This is a genomic window from Candidatus Phycosocius bacilliformis, from assembly GCF_003112735.1.
Taxonomy (GTDB): Bacteria; Pseudomonadota; Alphaproteobacteria; order Caulobacterales; family Aquidulcibacteraceae; genus Aquidulcibacter; species Aquidulcibacter bacilliformis.
Window position 1 is genome coordinate 1 of sequence record NZ_BFBR01000008.1, and the last position, 24,371, is coordinate 24,371.

A 24,371-nucleotide genomic window follows, 5' to 3' on the forward strand; every position below is an offset into this window, starting at 1 on the left:
ATGACAACGGGCCTCAAACCCGATCCCGGCACGGTCGTACCAACGTCGGCAATTTGGTGGGCGGCCACCCACCAAATTGCCTAACCAGCCCAACCATACTGACACATCACAAACAGACAATCCCGGATGGCGGTAGCCGATCCGGGACCTTGTGGCGCATTTTCACGAGGAGGTCCCCGCTCTCCGCTACGCTCCGGCGGGGATGACATCGTTTGGAGTTGGTTGCATTTATAAATGGGTGTCATCCCGGACGGCGAAGCCGATCCGGGATCTCATTGCACATTGCACGAGGGGGTCCCCGCTCTGCGCTATGCTTCGGCGGGGATGACATCGTTTAGTATTGTCAGCCTATAAACCACGCTGTCATCCCGGACGGCGAAGCCGATCCGGGACCTCATTGCGCCGCACGTGCGCATAGAGGTCCCCGCTCTTCGCTACGCTCCGGCGGGGATGACATCCTTTAGTTAGGTCAGCCAATAAAGCGCGCTGTCATCCCGGACGGCGAAGCCGATCCGGGACCTCATTGCGCCGCACGTGCGCATAGAGGTCCCCGCTCTTCGCTACGCTCCGGCGGGGATGACATCCTTTAGTTAGGTCAGCCAATAAAGCGCGCTGTCATCCCGGACGGCGAAGCCGATCCGGGATCTTGTGCCGCAAAAGCGCAGAGAGGTCTCCACTTTTCGGCACGATGTATTGTTCTCTTTTTCTCGCATCGTTTGCGCCGAAAACCGGTCCCCACTTTTCGGCACGATGCTTTACGATGCTTTAGCCAGGCGGCAGGGCGCGGAAGCTTTGCACCAAGCTTTCTGCGACCAATCGCCAGCCATCAACCAGCACAAAGAAGATGAGCTTGAACGGCAATGACACCACGACCGGGGGCAACATCATCATCCCCATCGCCATCAAAAGTGAGGCAACCACCAGATCAATAACAAGAAATGGGACAAAGAGCAGGAAGCCGATTTCAAAGGCTCGGCGCAATTCTGATACCATGAAAGCAGGTGTGACGACCCGCATTGGCAAGGCTTGGGGCGATTGGGGTACGGGGATGCGGGCCAGACGCACAAACAGCTCCAAATCCTTTTCCCGCGTCTGGGCCAGCATGAAGCGCTTCAAGGGCTCGGTCGTGCGCGGCCACGCCTGTTCCATCGTCAATTCTTGGCGCGTCATCGGCGCAATGCCATCATTCCACGCCCGCTCGAACGTCGGTTGCATGATGAAAGCGGTCAGGAACAAAGCTAAAGACACCATCACGGCATTGGGCGGGGCTTGTTGCAGACCAATGGCGGTGCGCAGCAATGATAAGACCACGACGATGCGCACGAAACTGGTGGTCATGATCACGACCGATGGGGCCAATGACAGGATGGTGATCAGAGCCACCGTCTGGACGACGCGTTCAGTCAGGCCGGTGCCGCTGCCAAGGTCAAGATTGATCGATTGGGCCGCTGCTGTGGCCACGCCTAAAAGTGAGGCGGCACATGCGCTCAGAAAAATGATCACCCAACGGCGCAATGTCTGTTTGAGCGCATGGCGTGAGGCAGGATGTGTCGGCGCGGTCTTGGAGGTCATAGCTCTTTGCCTAAAGTCGGGCTGGTTGGTGCAGAGGCTGGCGGCAAGGGGTGGTTTTCTGGTTGAGCGGGCAGGGCCGCAATGGGGCTTGCCCCGTTTGGGGTTACCAAGATCAGATGTTCTTGATTGTCACAGCGGATCAACATGGCCCGGGTCCGGCCAGCATCAAGCCAGACTTGCTCAACCAGTTTGAGGCGGCCTTTCCCAAGCGACGGCATCTGGCCTTGCATCAGACCATAGCGGCGCGCCAGCCAAGCAGCGCCCACCAGCAGGCCAAGTGTGACGGACAAGGCCGCCAGCGCCCGCAATAGGTCGAAGAAATCCATGGGTCGCCCTCTGTTCTGGATGCCGGTCCAAGGTTTTGTTGCGCATTTGAGCGCACACAACCCGCGTCGCCCGCTCCGGTTAATCAAAAGTTAATGATACCGGCTTCGGGCTCTTAATCAGTGCTTAACCATGATCACTTCATCATTACAGGTGCGAAGAATCGCGAGGAGCCGATCATGGGCATCACCAATACCCCATTCTTTGACGTTCTGCGCGAACGCATGGGGTTTTTGAACGAACGCCAGAAGCTGTTGGCTCAAAACGTGGCCAATGCCTCAACGCCCAAATATGTGCCCAAGGATTTGGATGAACGTGCCTTTGCTGAGGCTGTCGCCCGCCAAATGCCAAGTGCCCGCAAAGGCCTGGCTGGGGCAGCACCGGTTATGCCGGTGCGGATGGCGTCGACCCAATCTGGCCATCTTGATGGCGGGGCTCCTGCGGCGGGTGCAGGTCGGGCAATCAAGGCACCCGACAGCGAGGTCACATTGGATGGCAATGCCGTGGTGCTGGAAGAACAAATGATCAAAGTGGCCGATACACGCATGAATTATGATGCGGCCCTGGGGCTTTACCAAAAGGGCCTGCAATTGATGCGCCTTGCCGCACGCAAGCCGCAATAGGAGATTAGGCCATGACAGACATGAATGCGGCCTTGCAAGTAGCAGCTTCTGGATTGCGCGCGCAGACCGCGCGTATGAAGGTGATTGCCGAAAACATCGCCAACGCCAATTCCACCGCACCCAATCCCGGTGCCGACCCCTATCAGCGCAAGGTCAGTGTGTTTGGCCAAGTGCTCAATCGCGAGAATGGCACAACCGAGGTCAAAATGACCAAGGTCCAGCGTGATACCTCCGATTTCCGCTTGCGCTATGACCCGACCCATCCCGGTGCCAATGCCGATGGCTATGTCAAACTGCCCAATGTCAACACGCTGATCGAAAGCATCGATATGCGGGAGGCCCAGCGGGCCTATGAAGCCAATTTGAACGTGGTTGAAAGTGCGCGGGCCATGATGACGCGTACGCTCGACCTCTTGCGCCGTTAAACCCACGGCGTGCGCCGCACGCCTGATCAGGAGAAGCCTGACCAATGAATTCTGCTGCTCTACTTGCCGCTAAAGCCTATGGCGCTGCATCCGGGGGTGCGGCTGCGACAACCGGTCCTCAGATCGCCAATGCCAATTTTGATTTTTCCTCCATGCTGGCTCAACAAGTCTCCTCAACCGTTGAGGCCACCAAAGCTGCTGAAACACAGGCCGCTCAAGCCGTGACGGGCAAAGCGGAAATGGTGGATGTTGTCACTGCGGTTGCGGCCGCTGAGGTTCAGCTTGAGACCATGATGGCGTTCCGCGATCAGGCCATCCAAGCCTATCAGGAAATCATGCGGATGCCGATCTAAGCCAAGCATTGCGGTGCGACTGATGTCGCCTGCTTGCATGGCGCATTATTCTGGCCCAGAGCAAGCCGATGAGCCGTCCTTTGATCTATGGTGAAGTGCCGCCAGGCCTGGTTGAGATTCCAGCCGGAAGCCTGCAAATATCCCCCCTTGTCCCTGGGTCGCCTATATTGGACGGCCTTGCGCCTGAGACTTATGCGGGTCTGTTGATGCGTGCGCCAGCCAATACGTTGGAGCGTCGCCATGAAATTGGTTTGGCGCTGCGCGCCCTAAAGCCCGGCGCGCCCGTGATTGTCCTGGCGGCCAAGGATAAGGGCGGGACGCGGCTCGCCAAGGAACTGACGGGTTTTGGGCTGTGTGTGTCTGACACACCCAAACGCCATCACCGTATCTGTGAAGGGACCCGCCCAGACCATGTGGTCGGCCTTGATGAGGCATTGGCCGAAGGTGGCATGCGCCATCACGCCGGCCTTGGTTTTTTCAGCCAGCCTGGCCTGTTCAGCTGGGACCGGGTGGATGCGGGAACCTCTGCCTTACTCAGCGTCCTGCCCACTGATCTGGCCGGTAAAGTGGGGGATTTTGGCTGTGGCTATGGGCTATTATCAAAAGCGGTCCTCAAAAGCCCCAACGTCAAATCGGTCACAGGCTATGATATTGACCGCCGGGCCTTGGCAGCAGCGCATTTGACGATTACCGACCCCCGCTTTGCCACCGTCTGGACCGATGTGGCAGCCCATGGCGCGGGGCAAAGCGATTTTGATGTGATCGTTATGAACCCGCCATTTCATCGGGCAGGCGTTGAGGATCAGGGCCTTGGGATTGCGATGATCGAGGCGGCAGCCAATGCGTTGATGCGCGGTGGGTGTTTGTGGCTGACCGCCAATCGCCATTTGCCCTATGAAGCTGTGTTGCAGAAGCGCTTTTCCACCGGCCAATTGATCGTGGAAAGTGATGGCTTCAAAGTTTATCGGGCCCAGAAATGAGTGGCCCAGAAATGAGTGGTACAGAGGTGAGCAAAAAGGTCGCCAGCGTGCGGCTTGACCGGCTTCTGGCCAATATGGGCTATGGATCACGGCGCGACATTGGCTTGATGGCAAAGGCTGGCTGGCTGCAGTTGGATGGGATGGTGCTTACGGACGAGACCCAGCGCCTGTCCTTAAGTGCGGACTTGGCCGAGCGGCTGACGATCAAAGGGCGGCGGATTGATCCTTTGCCGGGCATGGTGGTGATGCTGCACAAGCCTGTGGGCGTCACCTGTTCGCGCAAGGAAGCAGGGACCCTCATTTATGAGCTGCTACCTGACCGCTGGCGGGTACGCGAGCCGGCCTTGTCGACTGTGGGAAGGCTCGACAAGGACACCTCCGGCCTGATCCTTCTGACCGATGACGGCGATCTCTTGCACCGCATTATCTCACCGCGCCATCATATGCCGAAACGCTATCAGGTGACCTTGGCCCGCCCGCTGAGCGGAGAGGAGGGGCCACGATTTGCCGCCGGTGATCTGATGCTCGATGGCGAGACCAAACCATTACTCCCCGCCGAGCTTACGGTGACGGGTCTTCAAACTGCCAGTCTGATCTTGCATGAAGGGCGTTATCATCAGGTCCGGCGGATGTTTGCCGCCTTGGGAAATCATGTTGCGGCTTTGCATCGTGACCGGATTGGCGGTCTGGACTTGCCGGAGGATTTGCCTGCCGGTCAGCACCGCCTTTTGGGGCCGGATGACGTGAGCCGTCTGTTTGCAGGCTGAAGACATCAGCCATCCATCACAAGCGCGTCATCCGTCGCTTATCGGGCAGTCATCTCCATCCTCGCGCAACATGAGGCTGATCAATCAGACTTGGCCAGTCTGATCACGATACTGGCCTGAGCAGTGTGAGCATGATGATATGAGTTTTTGGGCCGCCTTTCTATCAATTCTGGGCTTGGCATTTATTGACAGCCTCAATCCCTTTTCGATCGCTGCCTGCGCCATCGTCATCGCTGGCCAGCAAAGCCTTGCGCGCGGGGTAATGTTCGTAGGTGCCACATTTGCCGCCTATTTTATCGGTGGTCTTGCCTTGGTCAGTGGCTGGGCAGAGACCCTCAAACTATTAGCCCCCTATATCCGGCCTTGGATGGCGGCATCAGCTTGGAGTGTTTTGTGTTTGGTCAGTCTGGTCGGGGCCATCATCTTGTGGCGCAGGCCCAAATTTGATCCCCACAAAAAAGCAAAACAGCCCGGCGTTGCCGCCCTGATCGGTGTGTTCGCGTTTGCACTGTCTTCGACGCTTTCGGACTTGCCAACGGCTTTGCCCTACTTTGGCGCTATCCCGATCATGGTGGCGAGCGGGGCGGATATGCTGGGGCTGGTCGCCTGGCTGGGGTTTTACAGTTTGATCTATGTGAGTCCGCTGATCGTGCTGGTCTGTTTCCGGCAATTGGCCCACCATCGCTTTGCGCCTTTGACGCTCAAAATCAATGGGTTCATGGACTGGTCCATTCGACGCCTGACACCGGCTTTGCTGGTGATTTTGGCGGGATGGGCAGGGTTTGAGGCTGCCCAAGTCGTCTCACACATCGTCTAACTGGGCCTATGAGCCTGCTGCGAGATAGATCCACGCCTGAAGCGGGCCCTCGTCGGTTTCAACCCTCACCAAAGCGCGCTGATACTCACTGCCTTCAAAACCATCCAGCCAGTCCCACTGGTCGGCCAGCGCGTCGCTGACCAGCACTTGGACGGGGACAAAGTCTGCAGAGGGATCAAGTGTTAAAGCCGGATAGCCCATTGCCGCACCCCAACCTGTTGCGACCAATGTGCCGCGCACTTTGCCGGCAATCCAAGTCCCACCCAAATGGGCGAGGCGGTGGTGATTGGGTTTGCCGGGGGCCAAGGTTCCATAGGTGGCTAAACAAAAGTCGACCTCGTTCATGGGTGCCGGCACCTCATCCCCGTGACGGGTCAAAAAAAGGTCTATCCCCCGCAATGGTCACCCGCTCCATAATGCGCACTGCAGGGAAGTAATCTGAGGCGGCATAATGCTGGCAGGCGCGATTATCCCAGAAGGCCAGCGAGCCTGGTGCCCAGCGGAAGCGGCACACATGTTCTGGCACAGCGGCAAAGCTGTACAAATGGTCGAGCAGCCAATCGCTCTCCTTTTTGGAAAGCCCCAAAATGCGGGTGGTAAAGCCTGTGTTGACATAAAGCGCGCGCTTGCCCGTCTCTGGATGGGTGCGAACAACGGGATGGACCTGGACCGGGAATTTCTCGTGCAGCTTCTCAATGTCTTGATTGAGCCGTTTGGCAAAAACCCGGGCAATATCATGCTCGGCCTCCAACGTGCAGACAAAGGCCTTCATCGCCGGACTGAGGGCTTCATAGGCGGCATACATATCCGAGAACAGGGTGTCGCCACCGACCTCGGGCAAGTCGATGGCGCGCAAAATAGAGCCCAACGAGGGTTCTGCCCGCCACGTCACGTCCGAATGCCAATTATTCTCAACCCCGCGCGAGTTCGGGCCATGGGCAATGCGCAAGACTTCTGGATCGGGTTGATCGCGCGGCGTTGCGGGGTGGATTTCAAGCGGCCCAAACCGGCGGGCAAAGGCCAAATGCTGGGCTCGCGTGATGTTTTGGTCACGGAAGAAGACAACTTTGTGCGCCAGAAGAGCAGCACGAATGTCGCCAATCATGGCATCATCCAGCTCTTGGCTGAGATCAAGCCCCAGCAATTCCGCGCCAATATTTGGTGTCAAAGGGCGGACTTCAAAGCGGGTGAACTGGCTTTTCGGCACATGGACAGTCATGGCAGCGTCTCTCCCAAATTATTGTTTGAGAGAGATCGTATCCTGCATTTGGCTTTCGGCAAGCCTTAGCGAAGCCGGACTTATCCGGGCACAGATTCGCTGGCTTCCAGCACGTCTTCAAAGGTGCGCAAACCGGGCTTGGGGGCGGAAACAAGCACCGCCATATTGCCGGGCAAATGCTTGTTATCCAGCATTTTTTCATGCGCCAGCGGGATATCGGCCCATTCAAAAACTTCAGACATACAGGGGTCTATCCGCCGCTCGATCACCAATTGATTGGCCGCGCTGGCTTGTTGCAAATTGGCAAAGTGGCTGCCTTGCACACGCTTCTGCCGCATCCAGAGGAAGCGGGCATCCATGGTCAGATTGAAGCCTGTGGTCCCCGCACAAATCACCACCATGCCGCCGCGCTTGGTGACAAAGACCGAGACAGGAAACGTGCTTTCGCCTGGATGTTCGAAAACGATATCGACGTCGCGATTACCGGTCACATTCCAGATGGCTTTGCCGAATTTGCGGGTCTCTTTCATATAGGCACCAAATTCTGGCCCATTGACGATGGGCAATTGGCCCCAGCAATCAAAGTCCTTGCGGTTCAAAACCGCTTTGGCGCCCATCGACATCACATAGTCGCGCTTGCTTTCATCCGAGATCACCCCGATCGCATTGGCACCTGAAACGGCGCACAATTGGGTGGCAAAAACGCCAAGGCCGCCCGACGCTCCCCAGACCAGCACATTCTGACCGGGCTTCAAGACATGGGGACGGTGGCCGAACAACATGCGATAGGCCGTTGCCAAGGTGAGGGTATAACAGGCGCTTTCTTCCCATGTCAGGTGCTTGGGCCGGGTCATCAATTGGCGTGACTGCACACGGGCAAATTGGGCAAAGGCCCCATCGGGTGTTTCATAGCCCCAGATGCGCTGGCTGGCTGAAAACATCGGGTCGCCACCATTGCATTCCTCATCATCGCCATCGTCTTGGTTACAATGAACCACAACCTCATCGCCAGGCTTCCAGCGTTTGACGTTTTTGCCGACGGCCCAGACAATGCCGGCCGCATCCGAGCCCACCACCGCATAATCCTGATCATAATTGTCGAGCACACTGACAGGTTCACCCAACCCCGCCCAAACGCCGTTATAATTGACGCCAGCTGCCATCACGAGCAGGAGGACTTCATCATTATCAATCTCAGGGGTTGGCAGAACTTCCAGCTGCATTGCCTTCAGTGGGCGGCCATGGCGCTCTTTACGGATCGCCCAACCCCACATCGTCTTGGGGACATGATAGGCAGGTGGGATTTTGCCGACGGGATAAAGATCGAGCAGGGGCTCACCTGAAACCTGGGGGGCGGCTACATCAGTTGTCGTCATCCCTAATACTCCCACTTGCCGCGCTTGTTACGGCGAATTTTCCATTTTGAGGAATCTGATTTCTCATTTTCCGGGATTGCAGGCAGAAACATGCGCCAAACCTGCAGAACGGGCGATCCAGAAACCAAACTCTTCTGCTGCGCTGCAGCATAATTTGTCAAGCTGTTTTTAGTCCCGCTAGTAGAACCACTCTAACTAGCGGACAAAAGGATCACTGCTTACCTAGGATTTAAGTGAGACGATGTGGGAGTTAGGCGTGAATTCTTTTCAGGCAAAGATTGGTCCTCCGCGCATTTTTCTGGGTATTATCGCGATTGGCTACGCGCTGATAAACATCGCCTTTGTCATGCTGACACGCGGTGAGTTTGAGCCTTTGCGACACCTGGATGAGGTTCTGGCTTTAGCCTTTGGTCTACTTAATCTCATCCAAGAACTGATTTTATCCCTTTTTCGGAACCGCTTCATTGTCGTGGAGATGAACGAGCAGGGCCTCTTTGATCGTCGGATCATGTCTGAGCGCTTGGCATGGGAGGATATAGAGTGGATCGACCCCCATCCTGGTGGCGTACCCGATCGACTTCGGGTGAAGGCAGAGGTTCGGTTGACCCCTTTTGGCGCGGTGCGCAACCGCTTACTTCGCCTGATCCGTTATCTTCCGCCGGGTGAAGTTATCGTGACTTTTGGCGGCTTGAACAAGGCAGCGGCCCAAGCTGCGGCGTGGCTTGCCGATCATCAGCCCCGCTTGATCCCAGACGCTTGGAAGATTGCGACCGTTCAGCATGCGGGCGCGATCCCAACTGAGCATCGTGATATTTGCCTGCGCGCCTTTGTCTATCCCCGGGCGTGGCTGGGCTATCTGGTCAGCGGCGTCATTGTTGTTGCCGTACTTTTTGCTTTGGTGCCCAAACTTGTGGCCACCAGTATGGTCAATGGGAAGGTATCCGAAGATCTGGCGCAATTTGCCTTGATCTCTTTGATTGCCGCCGCGGCGATCATTGGCGGGATTGTCTTGGTCCTAACCTATGTGCGCCTGTCCAGTGCCCGCGATGGTGTTATCATCCTCTCGCAAACGGGGCTGACTGACATCCGCATTTCAAGCCAGTTTATCCCGTGGAACCATATCGATCACGTGACGTTTCACTGGCTAAACGATGGTCGACTGGTCAATGAGAGCATTGCGGTGGAGGTGAAGTTGCAAGAAGGCATCAAGCTAAAGCCACCTGAAGGTGGCGTCTTTTGGCTGGCCCATCTGTTCCGGCAGATTGCGAAGCCAGAGCTTTTTGACGTGCGGCATGCCGGAACAACCACCAGTGTGAGCGAAATCATCGATCATATCGAACGCCACAACCTGCCGGTTGCCCTGAGCGAAATTGCGCGGAATTAGCGGTTTGGGTTCGAGCTGTGCGGCCGATAGCGCATGGCCACGTCACAGCGCTCATAGCTGCAGCCATAGCGGTCCATGATCTCCTGATCATGGACAAAGCCCAGCTTCTCATAGAGATGGATGGCCGCTTCACAGGTGTGATTGGTGAGTAGGAAGAGGGTTTCTATCCCCCGTTCTCCGGCCCGTGCTAAGGTTGCCGCCAATAAATGTTCACCCGCCTTTTGTCCGCGTAAGGAATCCAAGACACCCATTTTGGTCAGTTCAACCGCTCCATCCTCGGTCGGCATCAGGGCACAGGTGCCCACGACACCATGTTTTTCGGTTGCTATAAACAAAATCTCGCCGCCTCGGTCGAGGATTTCCACTTGAGGATTACTGAGGACGTCAATGTCATGCTCCTCCAGCTTGAACATCGCCGATATCCACGCGGCATTGATGTCGTAAAAGGCCTTTGCAAGCTCTGGCGTGATGGTGTCAGCCACTTGGATCACAGAGAAAGGATTGGTGACACGCTGCAACATGGATCGCTCCGCTAGATGGGTTTCAAAAAGGGTGAGAAGGGCCAGAAGTTCATGTTCACGCCCTCCGGCAAGATCTGAGACGGCGGAGCCGACTTTGGGCCAGACGCGTTCTCGGGTTTTCACCAAGATGGCGCGGCCAGCATCGGTAAGGGCGATCTGCTTTGCCCTCGCATCGCCGGGATCTTGGTCGGTGTTGATCAGGCGAGCGCCACGCAAGGCGGCAACGGTTCGCGTCATAGCAGGTTGGCTAAAGCCCACGGTGGCAACCGCTTCCTTGATGCTCAAGGGGCCATACCGCTCGAGGGCCGCCAATAATGCGAGGTGGCTTGGCTGAACTGGGATGCCGGCTTGCTCGAGTATGATGGTGGCATCGGCCAGCAAGCGCTCTGCCAAGCGTTTAAGGCGGCTTCCCAGCGCCACATGGCCTAAGTTTTGAAGAATATCCGGCATGATCCGTCCATTTATATAACATGTTATGTATAATCGCGCCGACTGGTGGTCAAGCAAATTTTAGCGAGAACGGCTCTCTATTCCAGTGTTCTTGGAAGATTTTGCCGCTTGCGCGGCAGGTATCAGGCATGGCAATGCTGCAGTGCACAAGGACACACGCATGACCGATAAACCTTTCCAGCACGCCCCCGACAAGCCGTGGATCTTTCGCACCTATGCGGGCCATTCCACTGCCGAAAAGTCCAATGCGCTCTATCGGGCCAATCTGGCGGCAGGGCAGACAGGCCTATCGGTGGCTTTCGATCTGCCAACCCAGACTGCCTATGAGGCCGATCATGTGCTGGCCAAGGGAGAAGTGGGTAAAGTCGGTGTGCCGATCAGCCATTTGGGCGATATGCGGGCGCTGTTCAAAGACATTCCGCTCGAAACCATGAACACCAGCATGACAATTAATGCCCCGGCAGCGTGGCTCTTGGCGCTTTATGTCGCTTTGGCCGATGAACAGGGGGCAGACCGCAAGAAGCTGCAGGGCACCACACAGAATGACTTGATCAAGGAATATCTCTCGCGCGGAACCTATGTGTTCCCGCCCGCGCCCAGCTTGAAATTGACGGCCGATACGATTGCTTGGTGCCTCAAAGAAACGCCTAAATTCAATCCGATGAATGTCTGCTCCTACCACTTGCAGGAAGCTGGCGCGACGCCCGAACAGGAACTGGCCTTTGCACTCGCCACCGCCATCGCCGTCCTGGATGAGGTCAAGGCCCAAGGCCAAGTCTTGCCGGAGGATTTCCATGCCGTGGTTGGCCGCATCAGTTTCTTTGTGAATGCCGGCATTCGCTTTGTGACAGAGCTGTGCAAAATGCGCGCGTTCAATGTCCTGTGGGACGAGATTTGTCAGGACCGCTATGGTGTTGCCGACCCCGCTATGCGCCGCTTCCGCTATGGGGTGCAGGTCAATTCGCTGGGGTTGACCGAACCACAGCCAGAAAACAATGTCTATCGCATCTTGCTTGAGACCCTGGCCGTCACATTGAGCAAGGATGCCCGTGCGCGCGCGGTGCAATTGCCGGCTTGGAACGAGGCTTTAGGCCTGCCGCGCCCGTGGGATCAGCAATGGAGTTTGAGGCTTCAACAAATCCTCGCCTATGAAACCGATCTTCTTGAATATGAAGACCTGTTTGCGGGCTCTTATGTGGTGGAGAAAAAGGTCGCTGAATTGGTGGCGGGGGCGAAGGTAGAGCTTGCCAAGATTGATGCCCTTGGCGGGGCGGTCGCCGCTGTGCCCTACATGAAGGAAGGCCTGGTCCAATCCAATCGCGACCGCTTGCTTGGCATTGAAGGTGGCACACAAGTGGTGGTCGGCGTCAATCGCTGGGCGGATACCGAGCAATCCCCCTTATCGGCGGGCGAAGGGGCGATCCAAACGGTCGATCCCATGGTGGAAGCCGATCAGATTAAGCGCCTGAATGCTTGGCGTGCAGGGCGCGATCGCGCTACTGTCGAGGCGGCCTTGGCAGAGTTGGAAGCTGCCGCCCGCGAAAATCGGAACATTATGGAACCCTCAATTACATGCGCCAAAGCCGGGGTCACCACCGGGGAGTGGGGGGCTTTGCTGCGCCGGGTTTATGGCGAATATCGCGCGCCGACCGGTGTCTCGCTACTTGTGAATATCGAGGGCGAAGATATTGAAGCCGTTTCGAAAAAGGTTGATGATCTGAGCGAGAAACTGGGTCGTCGCTTGGCCTTTTTGGTTGGCAAGCCCGGCCTTGATGGCCATTCGAATGGGGCCGAACAAATCGCTACGCGCGCCCGGGCTGTCGGCATGGATGTGACCTATGAAGGCATCCGCATGACACCGGAAGAAATTGTCGCCCGCGCCGCCGAAAAGAAGGCCCATGCCGTAGGTCTATCGATCCTCTCAGGCTCACACCTCGACTTGGTACGCGATGTCGTCGCTCGCATGCGGGCTGCAGGTCTTGAGCATGTCCCGGTGGTGGTCGGCGGCATCATCCCGCCCGAAGATGCCCGCGCGCTCAAGCAATTTGGCGTCGCCGCCGTCTATACGCCGAAGGACTTCAAAATCACCGAAATCATGGGCGATTTGGTTGATATCGTCGAGGCTCGGGTGGACCAATTGGTCTAAGTAGAGATTTCCATCTCACGCAAATCCTAGGTTGCCAGATCGCGCGATTGGCCTTAGCCTTCCAGTTATTGAAAGTGGTGCGTTATTGGAGGCTGGATTGGGCAAAAGGAGATATCTTCCAGGCGTCGAAATTGCCCAAACGCCGGAGGAGAAAATCACGGCTGGACCACAGAAATTCCTGTTCTGGACCGATAAACGCCACATCGCGCCCAACGCGGAAACAAAAATCACCTGCGCCATTGCCGAGGCGCGCGCAGATGCATCGTTATCTGCGCTGGTCTTGATACTGATTGGGTTGCCTTACTTTGTGAACGAAAACAGTAACGTCGCATTTTTCAGCAATCCGATATATCCGCTGACCACTGTCGCGGTCTTTGTAATTTACTTACTAGGTGCGGTGGTCGTCGCCTCGCAAAATCTGCCTAAGTCGAACGGACAAAACCTCGCATTTAGAAGTGGAATACCAGAATCGAAGACGAGGCTCAGTCGCTTGATACTCTGGGTTTGGATGATCTTGGCTTTTTCTTATCTCGGAGCACTCATTGCACACAGCCTTGGTTCTGTTTGGCCTAAGCCTCTGATCGACAATCAAGTGATGGTCATGGCCATGGGTATCGCGGTCCCTGTTCTTTATTCAGCCCGCCGTGTGCAAGAGTTATTGCTGTGGGTCCTCGACCTTCGCGCTGAGCAAGGCCATGATTTGGCTCAAGGCGCTGAGAGCAGGGGGACTGACCCCAACTCAAAGGCCGCTTGGTATCAACGATCCATCAAATGATCGAGCGAGGATTCCACCATGTCTGACAAGCACCCAGGGCCCCAAAAAATCCTGTTCTGGACCGATAAGCGGCCCATTGCACCGGATGTCGAGACACGGATTACGTGCGCGATTGCTGAAGCAATGAGCGCCATTGTGGGCGTTTTGTCTCAACTCATTCTTGTCTATCTGTTGTATGCGTCTGGCGTAAATCGCCTCGGTGACAGTTACGCCGGCATGAACTTTGATGATCTCGCCATTCTACTGTTACTCGCGATCCTAATCTTGAACCTCTCGGTGGGAAACTATCTTTCTAAGCTCGGGCGGGGGCAGGACCTTGCATGGCAGAGCGGCATTCCGCAGGCGCGTACCAGGACGAGCCGATGTATTCGATTGATTGTTTATTCTTCCTTGGCTCTGTTCGTGCCTGCCTTGATACTTGATCTCGCGAAAGTGGATTTCATTGATGGCTTTCTTACGCGCCATTCTCTTGAGATATTTGCTTTCATGATTGTTTTTGGGATTTCGGCAAACGTCTCGTTGGCACATGAGCGTCTTGCGTGGGTTGTTGATCTGCGCAAGCAGCAAGGGCACGCCCTGCCGTTTGAGGACCATCCAATGGCTCAGCCAATGAAGGATGGGAAGGAATGGGGTACTAAGTCGTAGGCTTGGGCCCGCCTTTATGCGGCAGTTGCCCCCGATGAAGGTGTAACGAGGCGCGCAGGATGTTCCAATCAGTTACACGTCCATGGCAATAGAAAAGACCTAAGTCACCAGCGCCTTGACCACCACCGCCAGCGCGGTAAAGGCCAGATAGGCACCGAAGGCGCGACGCAGCATGGTTTTGTCCAAGCGGTGGGCGAGCTTGGCCCCATAAGGGGCCACGGTACCCGTCAAGAGCGCCAAAATAATAAAGCCCGGCACATTGATATAGCCGATCGACAGAGGCGGCCTGCCCTCAACACCCCAGCCCATCGCGATAAAGCCCAAGGTCGCAGGCACGGCGATGGCGACGCCAAAGCCCGAAGCGGTCGCCACCGCTTGATGGATGGGTCTGCCGGCCAAAGTCATGACCGCAGAGCCAAAGGCACCGCCACCTATGCCCATTAAGGCCGAGACAGCCCCGAGCCCGGCACCAATACCTGCCCGCGCTGGGCCCGTTGGCACCTCTTTCATTATGGTCCAGCTTTCCCGGCCGAGACCCATATAGAGTGCGAGAACAATAGCAAATAAGCCATAGACGAGGCCCAGCGTCGCCTTATCGGCAAAGCCTGCCGCAACCGCACCCAGGATAGCCCCAGTGCCGATCCATGGGATAAAGCCTCTAAGGACGACCTCATCCACCGCGCCATGTTTACGGTGAGCGGCCACAGAACGCAGAGACGTGGTGATGATGGTCGACAAGCTGGTCCCCACCGCCACATGCAGATTGGCGTCCCCGCCCAGTCCAAACACGCCAAACGCATAAAACAGGGCCGGGACGAGGACCGTCCCCCCGCCGACGCCAAACAGGCCGGCGATTAGGCCGGCAAAGATTCCAGCTCCTGCCATGGCTGCGACAAGGACCAGCAGGTCTTGGATTGGCGGCATCAGGCGGCCAGCTCGCCACGATTGGCAAAGCGGGTGGATTCCCGCTCAATCAATTCCAGAGCGCGGTCATAGACCTCAATGCCTGCGCCGGCGCGGCTCTCTTCCCCCAATTGGCGTCGAAACATCCGCGCCCCGGGTTTGCCCGCAAACAGGCCCAACATATGGCGGGTAATCGCATGCAGCGGCACGCCTTCGGCCAAGCGCCGCTCCACATAGGGCCGATAGGCGCGATAAGCCTCTTCAGGGCGCACAAGCTCAGTATCGTGTCCCAAAATCTCCCGATCCACCCGACCCAGAAGGGCAGGGTCATGATAAGCGGCCCGGCCCAACATCACGCCATCTAGGCCTTTAACTGCTTCTTGGGCCTGCTCAATACTGCTGATCCCCCCATTCAGAATGATGGTGAGGTGGGGGTGGGCTGCTTTGAGTGCGCGCACCAGATCATAGTCTAAGGGCGGGATCTCACGATTATCCTTGGGCGACAGACCTTTGAGGATCGCTTTGCGGGCATGAACGATGAAGACGTTTACCCCGGCAGTGGCGACCGTTTCCACAAAACTGAACAGGCTTTCCCGCGGGTCTTGTTCATCGACGCCCAAGCGGTTCTTGACCGTCACAGGCAAGTGTGTGGCTGCCTGCATGGCGCTGACACATTCGGCAACCAACTCTGGCTCGCGCATGAGACAGGCCCCAAAGCGGCCCGACTGTACGCGGTCGGAGGGACAGCCAACATTTAAGTTTATCTCCCCATAGCCAAAGTCCGTGCTAATCTTGGTAGCTTCAGCAAGCTTGTGGGGATCAGAACCACCAATTTGTATCGCGACGGGGTGTTCACTTGGGTCAAAGCCAATCAGGCGGTTTCGATCACCATGGATCACAGCATCCGCCGTGACCATTTCTGTGTAGAGTAGGGCCCCTTTGGACAATGTCCGATGGAACGCCCGGCAATGCCGGTCGGTCCATTCCATCATTGGGGCAACGCAAAAGCGCCGATCAAGTGTGTCCGTTCGCATGTGCGCTTCCTGCCTTTTCTGGCCGGAAAAGGCAAATCCGCCCGCCGCAAACCCCATCAAAACGGCTTTCTGCAAAAAACTGCACAAGGGGCAAAAAATGTGTTTGACACATTTGGTGTGCTATAGTAGTAATACACCCATGCACTACAGCAGTGCAGCACAAACACAACTCGAACCGAACGGAGAAACCAACATGATCACTTTTATCGCAACCCTCTGGCTCAGCGTCCTGGGTGCCGGCATGGCCTCGATGGCTGCCACCGAGCGCAACTAAGCCAAACTTCCAATCCCAACCTCCCGACATCCTCCCACACTTCTAAAATCAAAAGGACTATCAACATGATCACTGTCGCAATCACCGCTTGGCTCAGCCTTCTCGGCGCAGGATTGGCTTCCATGGCCGCAGCTGAGCGCGCCTAATCCGCGCGCCTTCCTCTCCACCGACCCTCCGCCAAACCTCCATAACTCACCGCTAAAACCTACCAAACCCGCTCCTCCCCGAGCTTCATCAAAAGGATAAAAACCATGATCAATCTGATTGTCGCCGCCTGGCTTTCGGTCGTCGCTTCTGGCCTTATCAGCATGGCCGCCTCTGACCGGAACTGATTTTCCCTCCTCGAACCGGTATCGCAACCCTTATGCCTCCAGCCTTACACGCGATGCCCAAACTGGGACCGGCCTCCGCCGGTCCCTTTTTCTTTTGGGTCTTGGAGCTGTCTGGCAGGCCGTGAGATTTCCGGGGCTTCTCTGCGGTCCAAGCCTTGGAGTGACCGGCTAAATCGCCTACATCAGAGCCATGAGCCGCTATCTAATCACGTCCGCCCTTCCTTATATCAATGGCATCAAGCATCTGGGTAATCTGGCCGGATCGATGTTGCCCGCCGACGTGCATGCGCGGTTCCGCCGTTTGCAGGGTCACGAGGTGTTATTTATTTGCGCCACCGATGAGCACGGCACCCCGGCAGAACTAGCTGCCACAGAGGCCGGTCTCAGCCCCAAAGCTTATTGTGATGAGCAACACGACCTACAACGCCGGGCAGGGGAGGGCTATGGTCTGTCGTTTGACTGGTTTGGCCGCTCTTCAAGCGCGCAAAATTACGCCCTGACCCAGCATTTTGCCGACATGTTGGAAGACCACGGCCTATTGGAAGAGCGGGTGACCAAGCAGGTCTATTGTATTGACGATGGACGCTTCTTGCCCGACCGTTATGTCGAGGGAACCTGCCCGATTTGCGGGTTTGAGGATGCCCGTGGCGATCAATGCGACAATTGCGGGTCGCTGTTGGATCCCACCCAATTGAAGAATCCGCGCTCCAAAATCTCGGGCTCAACCCGGATTGAAGTACGCGACACGGCCCATCTCTTTCTGCGGCAGCCCCTGATGGAAGAAAAGATCCGCGCCTGGGTCGATGCAGCACAAGACTGGCCACATCTGGCCCGCTCGATAGCCTATAAATGGCTGGATGAGGGGTTGCAGGATCGGGCCATCACGCGTGACCTTTCTTGGGGGGTGCCGGTCACACGCCATGGCAAGCCTCGCCCTGGCTTTGAAAACAAAGTATTTTATGTCTGGTTTGATGCGCCTATCGAATATATCGCCGCCACGCAGGAATGGGCAGATGCCACCGGTGGTGACTGGCAGCGCTGGTGGCGCACCGACCAGGGGGCTGAGGATGTCACCTATATTCAGGTGATGGGAAAGGACAATGTTGCTTTCCATACAGTCTCTTTCCCGGTCACGATTCTGGGGTCGGGCGAGCCGTGGAAACTGGTTGACCGCTTGAAGGCCTTCAACTGGTTGACCTGGTATGGGGGGAAGTTCTCCACGAGCCAGAAGCGTGGTATCTTTATGGACCAAGCGCTGGAATTGCTCAGCGGGGACTATTGGCGCTGGTATCTGATGGCCAATGCGCCAGAAAGTTCAGATTCCGCCTTCACCTTGGAAAGCTTTCAAGCCACGATCAATTCTGATCTTGCCAATGTGCTTGGAAATTTTGTCAATCGCATCATGAAGTTCGCTTCTGCCAAATTTGACGGCAAAGTGCCTGATGAGGGCGCGCCCGGTGAGCTTGAGGCCAAGCTGTGGGCCGATGTATCAGCCAAGATTGCCGCCATTACCGGCTTCCATGAAGAAATGGAGTTCCGCAAGGCCGCTGCTGAGACCCGCGCTTTGTGGGCCATTGGGAATGAATATCTGCAAACCGCAGCGCCATGGACAGCGATCAAGACCGATCCGGCACGAGCGGCTGTGGGGGTTCGGACGGGGCTCAATCTGGTGGCCTTATTTGCCATCCTGGCTCAACCCTTTGTACCAGATGCAGCAGGGCGTATCCTCGATGGCGTGGGCGTCCCTGAGGCCAATCGTCAATGGCCGTTGGCTGATGATGCGCGTTTGCTCGACGCCTTGCCAAAGGGCTTGCAGACCCAAGTGCCCGATCTTTTGTTTGCCAAGATCGAAGATGATCAGGTTGCCAATTGGGCCGCCCAGTTTGGGGGCGGTGGTTAAGCACGATGGCTGAGACTGGCCAACCAAAGCCCATTCTCTATGTCGGCGATGGCGGTGGCTCCATGCTGGCTGAGATTGCTCTGACTTTGGCAGGCCTCGCCTATCAGGTGGAGCCTGTGATCTGGGGCGATCAGGGTTTGGAGCATCCTGGCCTTGCTGCCGCCAATCCCTTGGCGCAGGTGCCAACTTTGGTCTATCCCGATGGTCGCGTTTTGACCGAGACCGCAGCCATCCTTGTTGCCGTAGATGACGCCCGGCCCGATCTTGGTCTCATCCCGGCGCGCGGCCATCCCCAGCGTGACAGTTTTTGGCGCTGGCTGATGGTGATCAACGCCGCAATCTATCCAACCTTCACGTACGGCGACTATCCGCAGAAATGGGCCGATCAGGACACACAAGGAGCCTTGCGCGCCCGCACAGACGCGCACCGAGAAAATTTGATGCGCCATCTTGAAGCTGCAGCACATGCCCCTTGGTTTTTGGGTGACACCATGAGTGGTCTTGATCTTTACATCTGGATGCTGGTCCAATGGCGGCCACGGCCGGATTGGTATGCCACCCATGCGCCCAAACTGATGGCCATTGCCAAGCAGCTGCAAGCCTTGCCGGTGACACAGGCGGTGATGGCGCGCAACCTCGTTCCGGGCGTGGCCTGAATGGAAAAAGCCTCCCCGGCGAACCGGGGAGGCCTTTATGATTTGGCCTAAAGCCGACTGGCTTTAGAATTTGCGAACATAGCTGGCGGCAAAGCCATCGCTGCCCTTGCCTTCGGTGTAGCGAGTATAGTCAACCCGGATGCCATTGGCGTCGTCAAACATATATTGACCACCAACACCGACGGCGAACGAGCCATCATCATCCTTGGTCTTCACGCTGCCGGCCTTGGCTTCGGTCCAGCGATGGACATAACCGGCCCGGCCCATCAGGCTCAAACGTTCTCCAACAGGTGCGCTGGCCACGGCAAAGCCACCAAGGCTGCCACGGGTTTTGATGGTAACATTATTGACCTTATCGTCATTGATACCAAAGCCGCCTTCGCCTTCAACCGCGAAGTTCGGGCTGATCTGATAGCCGATGCGGCCATTCAATGTGCCCGTGTCGGACTTGCCAACCTGGAAGTGGTTGTAACCACCATTGACATAAACCTGGCCAGCTGCGCTGTCTTGGGCAAGAGCGGGGGCTGCGGCAAATGCGGTAGCGGCCAAAACTGCAAGAGCGAAAATACGCATGTTCTTCTTCCTTATGGTTAGGGAGAGCGCACCTTTTGGCCCCAGTGGCCGCAGGACGATCCCCGTCTTGACCGAAGAACCCTCTGACGTGCGGCACCGATCTTTGCGGTTGCCAAATTGGGGAGGAGAGCCCTTCGACACACACAAGGTAGGGACGCGCGCCCCGTTTTGCCAAGTGACCATTTTGTCATGTTGGGTACCCAAATTCGCAGTGTGATCAAGAAGATACAGATTACGGCAGAAGCTGGGCGTTCAGATGAATGGCAGGTGAACCCATACCTAAATGGCCGCAATCATGCCGTAATTGCCACCAGATTGTGTCAATTCAAACATGCAAAAATGCAGTACTGGTTATCTTATCCATGCGATTTTGGGTAATATTGAACGCCGTTACTGCCCGATTTGTCCAACCCAAAGCCGCACTGTCATGGCCTGGGCTGATGCAAACAAAAAGCCTCCCCATGAAGGGGAGGCTTTTGCGGCCCTAATTGAGGCCTGAAAGACTTAGAACTTACGCACATAGCTGATGGCAAAACCATCGGTGCCGTCATTTTCGGTATAGCGTGTGTAGTCTGCGCGCACGCCGTTGGCATCGTCAAACATATATTGCGCACCCACGCCGATCGCAAACGACCCATCATCGTCTTTGACTTTGATGGAGCCCAGTTTTGCTTCTACCCAAGCTTGTTGGTAGCCAGCACGGCCAAGAAGCGAGAATTTCTCACCCACAGGCACGATGCCGACAACATAGGCTCCTAACGTCCCGCGACCCTTCACGGTCACGCCCAAAACCTTGTCGTCATTCACACCAAAGCCGCCTTCACCTTCAATGGCGAAGTTGGGGTTAAACTGATAGCCGATCCGGCCTGTGATGGTCCCAAGTTCGACTTCAGGGGTCCCCGCAGCTGCATTACGGGCAAATTGGAACTGACTATAGCCCAGCGTGACATATGTATTCCCGCCATTGCTGTCTTGAGCGAAGCTGGGTGCAGCGGCCAGGGTAGCCACCGCCAAAACACTCAGAGTAAGAATTCGCATAATCTCATTCCTTCATTATTGAGTAACAGCACCTTGGCATTGCTCTTGAGCCAATTGCTGCCAATCCGTGTCCCAAGGCGACCAACGAGGATCCCCTGCATTGGATTTGCCTTCAGACATCTTGTGATTAAATTTGTGAGATATCCATCTTCAAGTTACCAAACCGTCATGTTCGGTCAATTGAATCCGAGTGTGATCAATAAGTTACAGATTGCGGCAGATATTGGGCAATTTTGTAACTTTTGGGTAAATTGCTATTGTCCAATACGTTTAAGGATGGCCGAATAGGCGAGGATCGGTTTGTCTTCTTGGCTCATCAAGCCACGGATGAACAGCATGGTGCGGGTAACCCGCACGATATCACCGCGCGATTCGATCAGGGTGCCGGGCTTTGCGCCCCCCACAAATTGGCTCTCAAACTGCATGGTGACGCACGGCCCACCGACCAAATGATCATGGGCATGGGCAAACAGGGCGAAGTCGGCAAAAGTCATCAGGCATCCGCCGTGAATATTGCCCATGCCATTGCAATGTTGTGCCTCTGGCATAAAGGCGCAGACATATCCGCCTTGATCCAGCGCCTTCATATAAAAAGGGCCCGTCAATGTCTCAAAAGGGTCTGAGCCATTGCCCCAAGTTGACCAGCCAGCAAACGGACCTTCGCTCACCAATTGAGGTTTGGACGGGGTATTCTCACTCATATGCAACAGGCCTTCTGTTGGGGCTCGTCAATCGGGTCGGTTGGGTCTTAAAGTGCTGCGCGAAGAAAACAAGAATGCCCGACTGTGGAGGTGCTCATGGCCTATGATTCTGATACCACCGACGAGCTGGTTAGCTTAGTCGCGCGTTTTGTGGCTGAAAAGCTGCGCCCGATCGAGGCCCAAGTTGCCGAAGATGACGCCGTACCAGAGGCGATTGTCACGCAGATGAAGGAGTTGGGCCTTTATGGGCTGACCATTCCGGCCGAATATGGTGGCTTGGAGCTGTCCATGGAGGCAGAGTGCCGCGTGGCGTTCGAACTGGGTCGTACCAGCCCGGCCTTCCGCTCGTGCTTTGGTACCAATGTCGGGATCGGTGCCCAGGGTCTGGTGATGTTTGGTACCCAAGCCCAAAAGCAGAAATATCTGCCCGGCATTGCCTCGGGCGAGATTGTGACCAGCTTTTGCCTCACAGAGGCCGAAGCAGGCTCGGATTCTGCAGCGGTACAGACCAGTGCGCGCCGTGATGGCGATTATTACATCCTCACTGGTGCCAAGCGCTACATCACCAATGCCAATAAGGCCGGCCTCTTCACTGTGATGGCCCGCACCAATCCCGATCAAAAAGGTGCACGCGGGGTCAGCGCGTTTCTGGTCGAACGCGATAGTCCTGGCCTGACCATTGGCAAGCCCGAAAAGAAGATGGGCCAGCAGGGTGCTCATATCTGCGAAGTCTATTTTGACGCGGTGAAAGTCCCGGTCGAAAACCGGCTGGGTGAGGAGGGCGAAGGCTTCAAAGTTGCGATGCAAGTGCTCGACCGGGGCCGGTTGCACATCGCCTCAGTCTGCGTGGGGGTTGCCGAACGGCTCATTGCCGACAGTCTTGCCTATGCGATGGAGCGTCAGCAATTTGGCAAACCGATTGGGGAGCATCAATTGATCCAAGCCATGTTGGCAGACAGCAAGACCGAAGCCTATGCGGCCAAGGCCATGGTGCTCGATGCCGCCCGTCTGCGCGACCGGGGCCAGTCCATCACGCTCGAAGCTGCTGCAGCCAAATATTATGCCTCTGAAATGGTCGGCCGGGTCGCAGACAGGGCGGTGCAGATTTTTGGTGGCGCGGGCTATGTCGCTGACTATGGCATTGAGCGGTTTTATCGCGACGTGCGGATTTTCCGCATTTATGAAGGGACCAGCCAGATTCAGCAAATCGTCATCGCCCGAGAGATGATGAAAGCAGCCAAGGCCTGATGCGATGAGTGCGGAAGAAGCAGCCATACTGGCCTTGATCGATACTTCACACAAGGGTCGCACCATCGATCCTACCCAAGTGGCCCGTGCCGTCTATCAAGGTGATCAACCTGATGGGTGGCGACGGTGTTTACCGGCGGTTCGCCAAGCCGCCATTCATTTGGCACGTACGGGCCAAATCAGCATTTATCGCAAAGGTAAGCCAATTGATCCCAATGGCTTCAAAGGCGTGTATCGCCTTGGAAAGCCCGTGGCGATGCCGGACATCCAGGGTGCGGAGCCTGACGCAGACGATGGTGAACGCTAGTCTGAGTGTCTCCTTGGCTGGCTTTATGAGAGCCGCGCGACTTTTGGGGGCACTTGCCCTCGCTATGGCAGGGCTTGCTGCCTGCACGCCATTGCGACAGCACGCTCAATTACCAACGCCCGGATTTGTCGGCCCAAGCCTTTTGGCTGATCGCTTTATCAGTTTTGATGGTACCGGCCTCGGGCTAACCACATGGGAAAGCCAATCAGGACCACCGCGTGCCATTGTTATCGCACTGCATGGCATGAATGATTATGCCCGCGCGTTTGACATGGCGGCTCCTTATTGGGCTGCACGCGGCATCACCACCTATGCCTATGATGCACGTGGATTTGGTCGCTCGCCCCAACGTGGGGTGTGGGGCGGCCAAGATTTGATGGTCGCAGACCTGCGCGCAGCGCTTGCGGCTGCGCGCGCGCGCCATCCGGGCCTCCCAATTGCCCTCGTTGGCGAAAGCATGGGGGCAGCAACCATTCTGGCTGGACTTTCGGCCAACCCCAAGATCCAGGCCGACCGCATTATTCTCAACGCCCCCGCCGTTTGGGGGTGGTCGACATTGCCCTTGTCTTACCGGATCTCCTTATGGACGACTGCGCATTTGCCGATATCCCGCAAGCCCTTGGACCCACCGCGTGCGGTCACCCGCACCATCATGGCATCAGACAATATTGAGATGCTGCGCCGCCTTGGGCGCGATCCCAATATGATTTTCTCAACACGGTTAGATGCCGTCTATGGTCTGGTTGGTCTGATGGAGACTGCATCCAAAAGTGCGGCTAATCTGCCACCCGCCACCTTGGTACTGAGCGGGGCCAAAGACCAGATCATCCCACGTCCGGCCCTTTTGGCCTTCGCAGCCCGTTGGCCAGCCCATGTCCGCAGCATCGATTATCCAGACGGCTATCACATGTTAACGCGCGATCGGCAGGCTGAAAACGTTTGGGCTGATGTGGCAAGCTTCATCCACGACCCCAATGCGCCGCCCCCGTCTGGTCATAAGCCCATTTGGGTAATCGGCCAGTAAGGAA

Annotated in this window: 27 protein-coding genes; 16 read left to right on the plus strand and 11 right to left on the minus strand. The window is 56.4% G+C overall.

Going from position 1 to position 24,371, the window contains the following annotated elements:
- Positions 1 to 765: 765 nt before the first annotated feature.
- Entirely contained in the window at positions 766 to 1,572 is an 807-nt protein-coding gene (gene fliP, locus PbB2_RS12330) for a flagellar type III secretion system pore protein FliP (protein WP_108985641.1), read from the minus strand.
- On the minus strand, positions 1,569 to 1,898 hold the full coding sequence (locus tag PbB2_RS12335) for a FliO/MopB family protein (RefSeq protein ID WP_108985642.1): 330 nt from the start codon (positions 1,896 to 1,898) through the stop codon (positions 1,569 to 1,571). Before PbB2_RS12335 ends, fliP begins: the two co-directional genes overlap by 4 nt.
- A 177-nt stretch (positions 1,899 to 2,075) precedes the next feature.
- Between PbB2_RS12335 and PbB2_RS12340 the strand changes: the two genes are divergently transcribed.
- From PbB2_RS12340 to PbB2_RS12365, 6 genes are all read left to right on the plus strand, one after another.
- On the plus strand, positions 2,076 to 2,519 hold the full coding sequence (locus PbB2_RS12340; RefSeq protein ID WP_108985781.1) for a flagellar biosynthesis protein FlgB: 444 nt from the start codon (positions 2,076 to 2,078) through the stop codon (positions 2,517 to 2,519).
- An 11-nt stretch (positions 2,520 to 2,530) separates the two neighbouring features.
- The gene (flgC, locus tag PbB2_RS12345) at positions 2,531 to 2,944 is read left to right on the plus strand and encodes a flagellar basal body rod protein FlgC (protein ID WP_108985643.1); all 414 of its coding nucleotides are present in this window, start codon (positions 2,531 to 2,533) and stop codon (positions 2,942 to 2,944) included.
- Between the two features lie 44 nt (positions 2,945 to 2,988).
- Positions 2,989 to 3,297 carry a flagellar hook-basal body complex protein FliE gene (gene fliE / locus PbB2_RS12350; protein ID WP_108985644.1) on the plus strand — a complete coding sequence of 103 codons (309 nt, stop codon included), beginning with the start codon at positions 2,989 to 2,991 and terminating at the stop codon, positions 3,295 to 3,297.
- A 68-nt stretch (positions 3,298 to 3,365) separates the two neighbouring features.
- A complete protein-coding gene (locus tag PbB2_RS12355) occupies positions 3,366 to 4,277 on the plus strand; it encodes a class I SAM-dependent methyltransferase (protein WP_108985645.1) in 912 nt (303 codons plus the stop codon).
- The gene (locus PbB2_RS12360; RefSeq protein ID WP_238165003.1) at positions 4,274 to 5,044 is read left to right on the plus strand and encodes a pseudouridine synthase; all 771 of its coding nucleotides are present in this window, start codon (positions 4,274 to 4,276) and stop codon (positions 5,042 to 5,044) included. The genes PbB2_RS12355 and PbB2_RS12360 overlap by 4 nt, the downstream gene beginning before the upstream one ends.
- A 139-nt stretch (positions 5,045 to 5,183) precedes the next feature.
- Positions 5,184 to 5,861 (plus strand): GAP family protein, encoded by a 678-nt coding sequence (locus PbB2_RS12365; protein ID WP_108985646.1) that lies wholly within the window; start codon positions 5,184 to 5,186, stop codon positions 5,859 to 5,861.
- A 6-nt stretch (positions 5,862 to 5,867) separates the two neighbouring features.
- Here the strand turns inward: PbB2_RS12365 and PbB2_RS12370 are convergent, their stop codons facing one another.
- The 3 genes from PbB2_RS12370 to ccrA form a co-directional block, all read right to left on the minus strand.
- The gene (locus PbB2_RS12370) at positions 5,868 to 6,206 is read right to left on the minus strand and encodes a gamma-glutamylcyclotransferase family protein (RefSeq protein ID WP_108985647.1); all 339 of its coding nucleotides are present in this window, start codon (positions 6,204 to 6,206) and stop codon (positions 5,868 to 5,870) included.
- 13 nt (positions 6,207 to 6,219) lie between these two features.
- Positions 6,220 to 7,080, minus strand: a complete 861-nt coding sequence (locus PbB2_RS12375) for a TauD/TfdA dioxygenase family protein (RefSeq protein ID WP_108985648.1) — start codon at positions 7,078 to 7,080, stop codon at positions 6,220 to 6,222.
- Between the two features lie 80 nt (positions 7,081 to 7,160).
- A complete protein-coding gene (gene ccrA, locus PbB2_RS12380; RefSeq protein ID WP_108985649.1) occupies positions 7,161 to 8,456 on the minus strand; it encodes a crotonyl-CoA carboxylase/reductase in 1,296 nt (431 codons plus the stop codon).
- A 256-nt stretch (positions 8,457 to 8,712) separates the two neighbouring features.
- On the opposite strand from ccrA, the gene PbB2_RS12385 reads away from it, so the two are divergent.
- Positions 8,713 to 9,840 (plus strand): hypothetical protein, encoded by a 1,128-nt coding sequence (locus PbB2_RS12385; RefSeq protein ID WP_133245801.1) that lies wholly within the window; start codon positions 8,713 to 8,715, stop codon positions 9,838 to 9,840.
- Here PbB2_RS12385 and PbB2_RS12390 read toward each other — a convergent pair.
- Complete coding sequence (locus PbB2_RS12390) at positions 9,837 to 10,811, minus strand: bifunctional helix-turn-helix transcriptional regulator/GNAT family N-acetyltransferase (protein ID WP_108985651.1); 975 nt, start codon at positions 10,809 to 10,811, stop codon at positions 9,837 to 9,839. The two genes, PbB2_RS12385 and PbB2_RS12390, sit on opposite strands and share 4 nt — an antisense overlap.
- 160 nt (positions 10,812 to 10,971) lie before the next feature.
- On the opposite strand from PbB2_RS12390, the gene PbB2_RS12395 reads away from it, so the two are divergent.
- Genes PbB2_RS12395 through PbB2_RS12405 form a run of 3 tightly spaced genes read left to right on the plus strand, consistent with a single transcriptional unit; the run spans position 10,972 to position 14,377 of the window.
- Positions 10,972 to 12,957: a protein meaA gene (locus PbB2_RS12395; RefSeq protein ID WP_108985783.1), complete on the plus strand. Its 1,986-nt coding sequence runs from the start codon at positions 10,972 to 10,974 to the stop codon at positions 12,955 to 12,957.
- A gap of 31 nt (positions 12,958 to 12,988) precedes the next feature.
- Positions 12,989 to 13,732: a hypothetical protein gene (locus PbB2_RS12400; RefSeq protein WP_133245802.1), complete on the plus strand. Its 744-nt coding sequence runs from the start codon at positions 12,989 to 12,991 to the stop codon at positions 13,730 to 13,732.
- Positions 13,733 to 13,750: 18 nt separating this feature from the next.
- Positions 13,751 to 14,377 carry a hypothetical protein gene (locus PbB2_RS12405; protein WP_108985653.1) on the plus strand — a complete coding sequence of 209 codons (627 nt, stop codon included), beginning with the start codon at positions 13,751 to 13,753 and terminating at the stop codon, positions 14,375 to 14,377.
- A gap of 99 nt (positions 14,378 to 14,476) precedes the next feature.
- On the opposite strand, the gene PbB2_RS12410 is transcribed toward PbB2_RS12405, so the two are convergent.
- Together PbB2_RS12410 and dusA are read right to left on the minus strand one after the other, a co-directional pair.
- Positions 14,477 to 15,301: a sulfite exporter TauE/SafE family protein gene (locus tag PbB2_RS12410; RefSeq protein WP_108985654.1), complete on the minus strand. Its 825-nt coding sequence runs from the start codon at positions 15,299 to 15,301 to the stop codon at positions 14,477 to 14,479.
- A complete protein-coding gene (gene dusA / locus PbB2_RS12415) occupies positions 15,301 to 16,314 on the minus strand; it encodes a tRNA dihydrouridine(20/20a) synthase DusA (RefSeq protein WP_108985655.1) in 1,014 nt (337 codons plus the stop codon). The genes PbB2_RS12410 and dusA overlap by 1 nt, the downstream gene beginning before the upstream one ends.
- 139 nt (positions 16,315 to 16,453) lie before the next feature.
- Between dusA and PbB2_RS16370 the strand changes: the two genes are divergently transcribed.
- From PbB2_RS16370 to PbB2_RS12425, 3 genes are all read left to right on the plus strand, one after another.
- A complete protein-coding gene (locus tag PbB2_RS16370) occupies positions 16,454 to 16,588 on the plus strand; it encodes a hypothetical protein (RefSeq protein ID WP_272949236.1) in 135 nt (44 codons plus the stop codon).
- Between the two features lie 522 nt (positions 16,589 to 17,110).
- A complete protein-coding gene (gene metG, locus PbB2_RS12420; RefSeq protein WP_108985656.1) occupies positions 17,111 to 18,820 on the plus strand; it encodes a methionine--tRNA ligase in 1,710 nt (569 codons plus the stop codon).
- A 5-nt stretch (positions 18,821 to 18,825) separates the two neighbouring features.
- Positions 18,826 to 19,476 carry a glutathione S-transferase family protein gene (locus tag PbB2_RS12425; protein ID WP_108985657.1) on the plus strand — a complete coding sequence of 217 codons (651 nt, stop codon included), beginning with the start codon at positions 18,826 to 18,828 and terminating at the stop codon, positions 19,474 to 19,476.
- A 63-nt stretch (positions 19,477 to 19,539) separates the two neighbouring features.
- Here PbB2_RS12425 and PbB2_RS12430 read toward each other — a convergent pair whose 3' ends face one another.
- From PbB2_RS12430 to PbB2_RS12440, 3 genes are all read right to left on the minus strand, one after another.
- Entirely contained in the window at positions 19,540 to 20,049 is a 510-nt protein-coding gene (locus PbB2_RS12430; RefSeq protein WP_192576322.1) for a porin family protein, read from the minus strand.
- Between the two features lie 504 nt (positions 20,050 to 20,553).
- Positions 20,554 to 21,087, minus strand: coding sequence for a porin family protein (locus PbB2_RS12435; RefSeq protein WP_108985659.1), 534 nt, complete (start codon positions 21,085 to 21,087; stop codon positions 20,554 to 20,556).
- A 254-nt stretch (positions 21,088 to 21,341) separates the two neighbouring features.
- On the minus strand, positions 21,342 to 21,788 hold the full coding sequence (locus PbB2_RS12440) for a PaaI family thioesterase (protein WP_108985660.1): 447 nt from the start codon (positions 21,786 to 21,788) through the stop codon (positions 21,342 to 21,344).
- A gap of 96 nt (positions 21,789 to 21,884) precedes the next feature.
- Here PbB2_RS12440 and PbB2_RS12445 point away from each other — a divergent pair, with 96 nt between their 5' ends.
- Genes PbB2_RS12445 through PbB2_RS12455 form a run of 3 tightly spaced genes read left to right on the plus strand, consistent with a single transcriptional unit; the run spans position 21,885 to position 24,367 of the window.
- Positions 21,885 to 23,036 carry an acyl-CoA dehydrogenase family protein gene (locus PbB2_RS12445; protein WP_108985661.1) on the plus strand — a complete coding sequence of 384 codons (1,152 nt, stop codon included), beginning with the start codon at positions 21,885 to 21,887 and terminating at the stop codon, positions 23,034 to 23,036.
- A 4-nt stretch (positions 23,037 to 23,040) separates the two neighbouring features.
- On the plus strand, positions 23,041 to 23,343 hold the full coding sequence (locus PbB2_RS12450; RefSeq protein ID WP_108985662.1) for a DUF3253 domain-containing protein: 303 nt from the start codon (positions 23,041 to 23,043) through the stop codon (positions 23,341 to 23,343).
- Positions 23,330 to 24,367 (plus strand): alpha/beta fold hydrolase, encoded by a 1,038-nt coding sequence (locus PbB2_RS12455; RefSeq protein ID WP_192576323.1) that lies wholly within the window; start codon positions 23,330 to 23,332, stop codon positions 24,365 to 24,367. The genes PbB2_RS12450 and PbB2_RS12455 overlap by 14 nt, the downstream gene beginning before the upstream one ends.
- Positions 24,368 to 24,371: the final 4 nt, after the last annotated feature.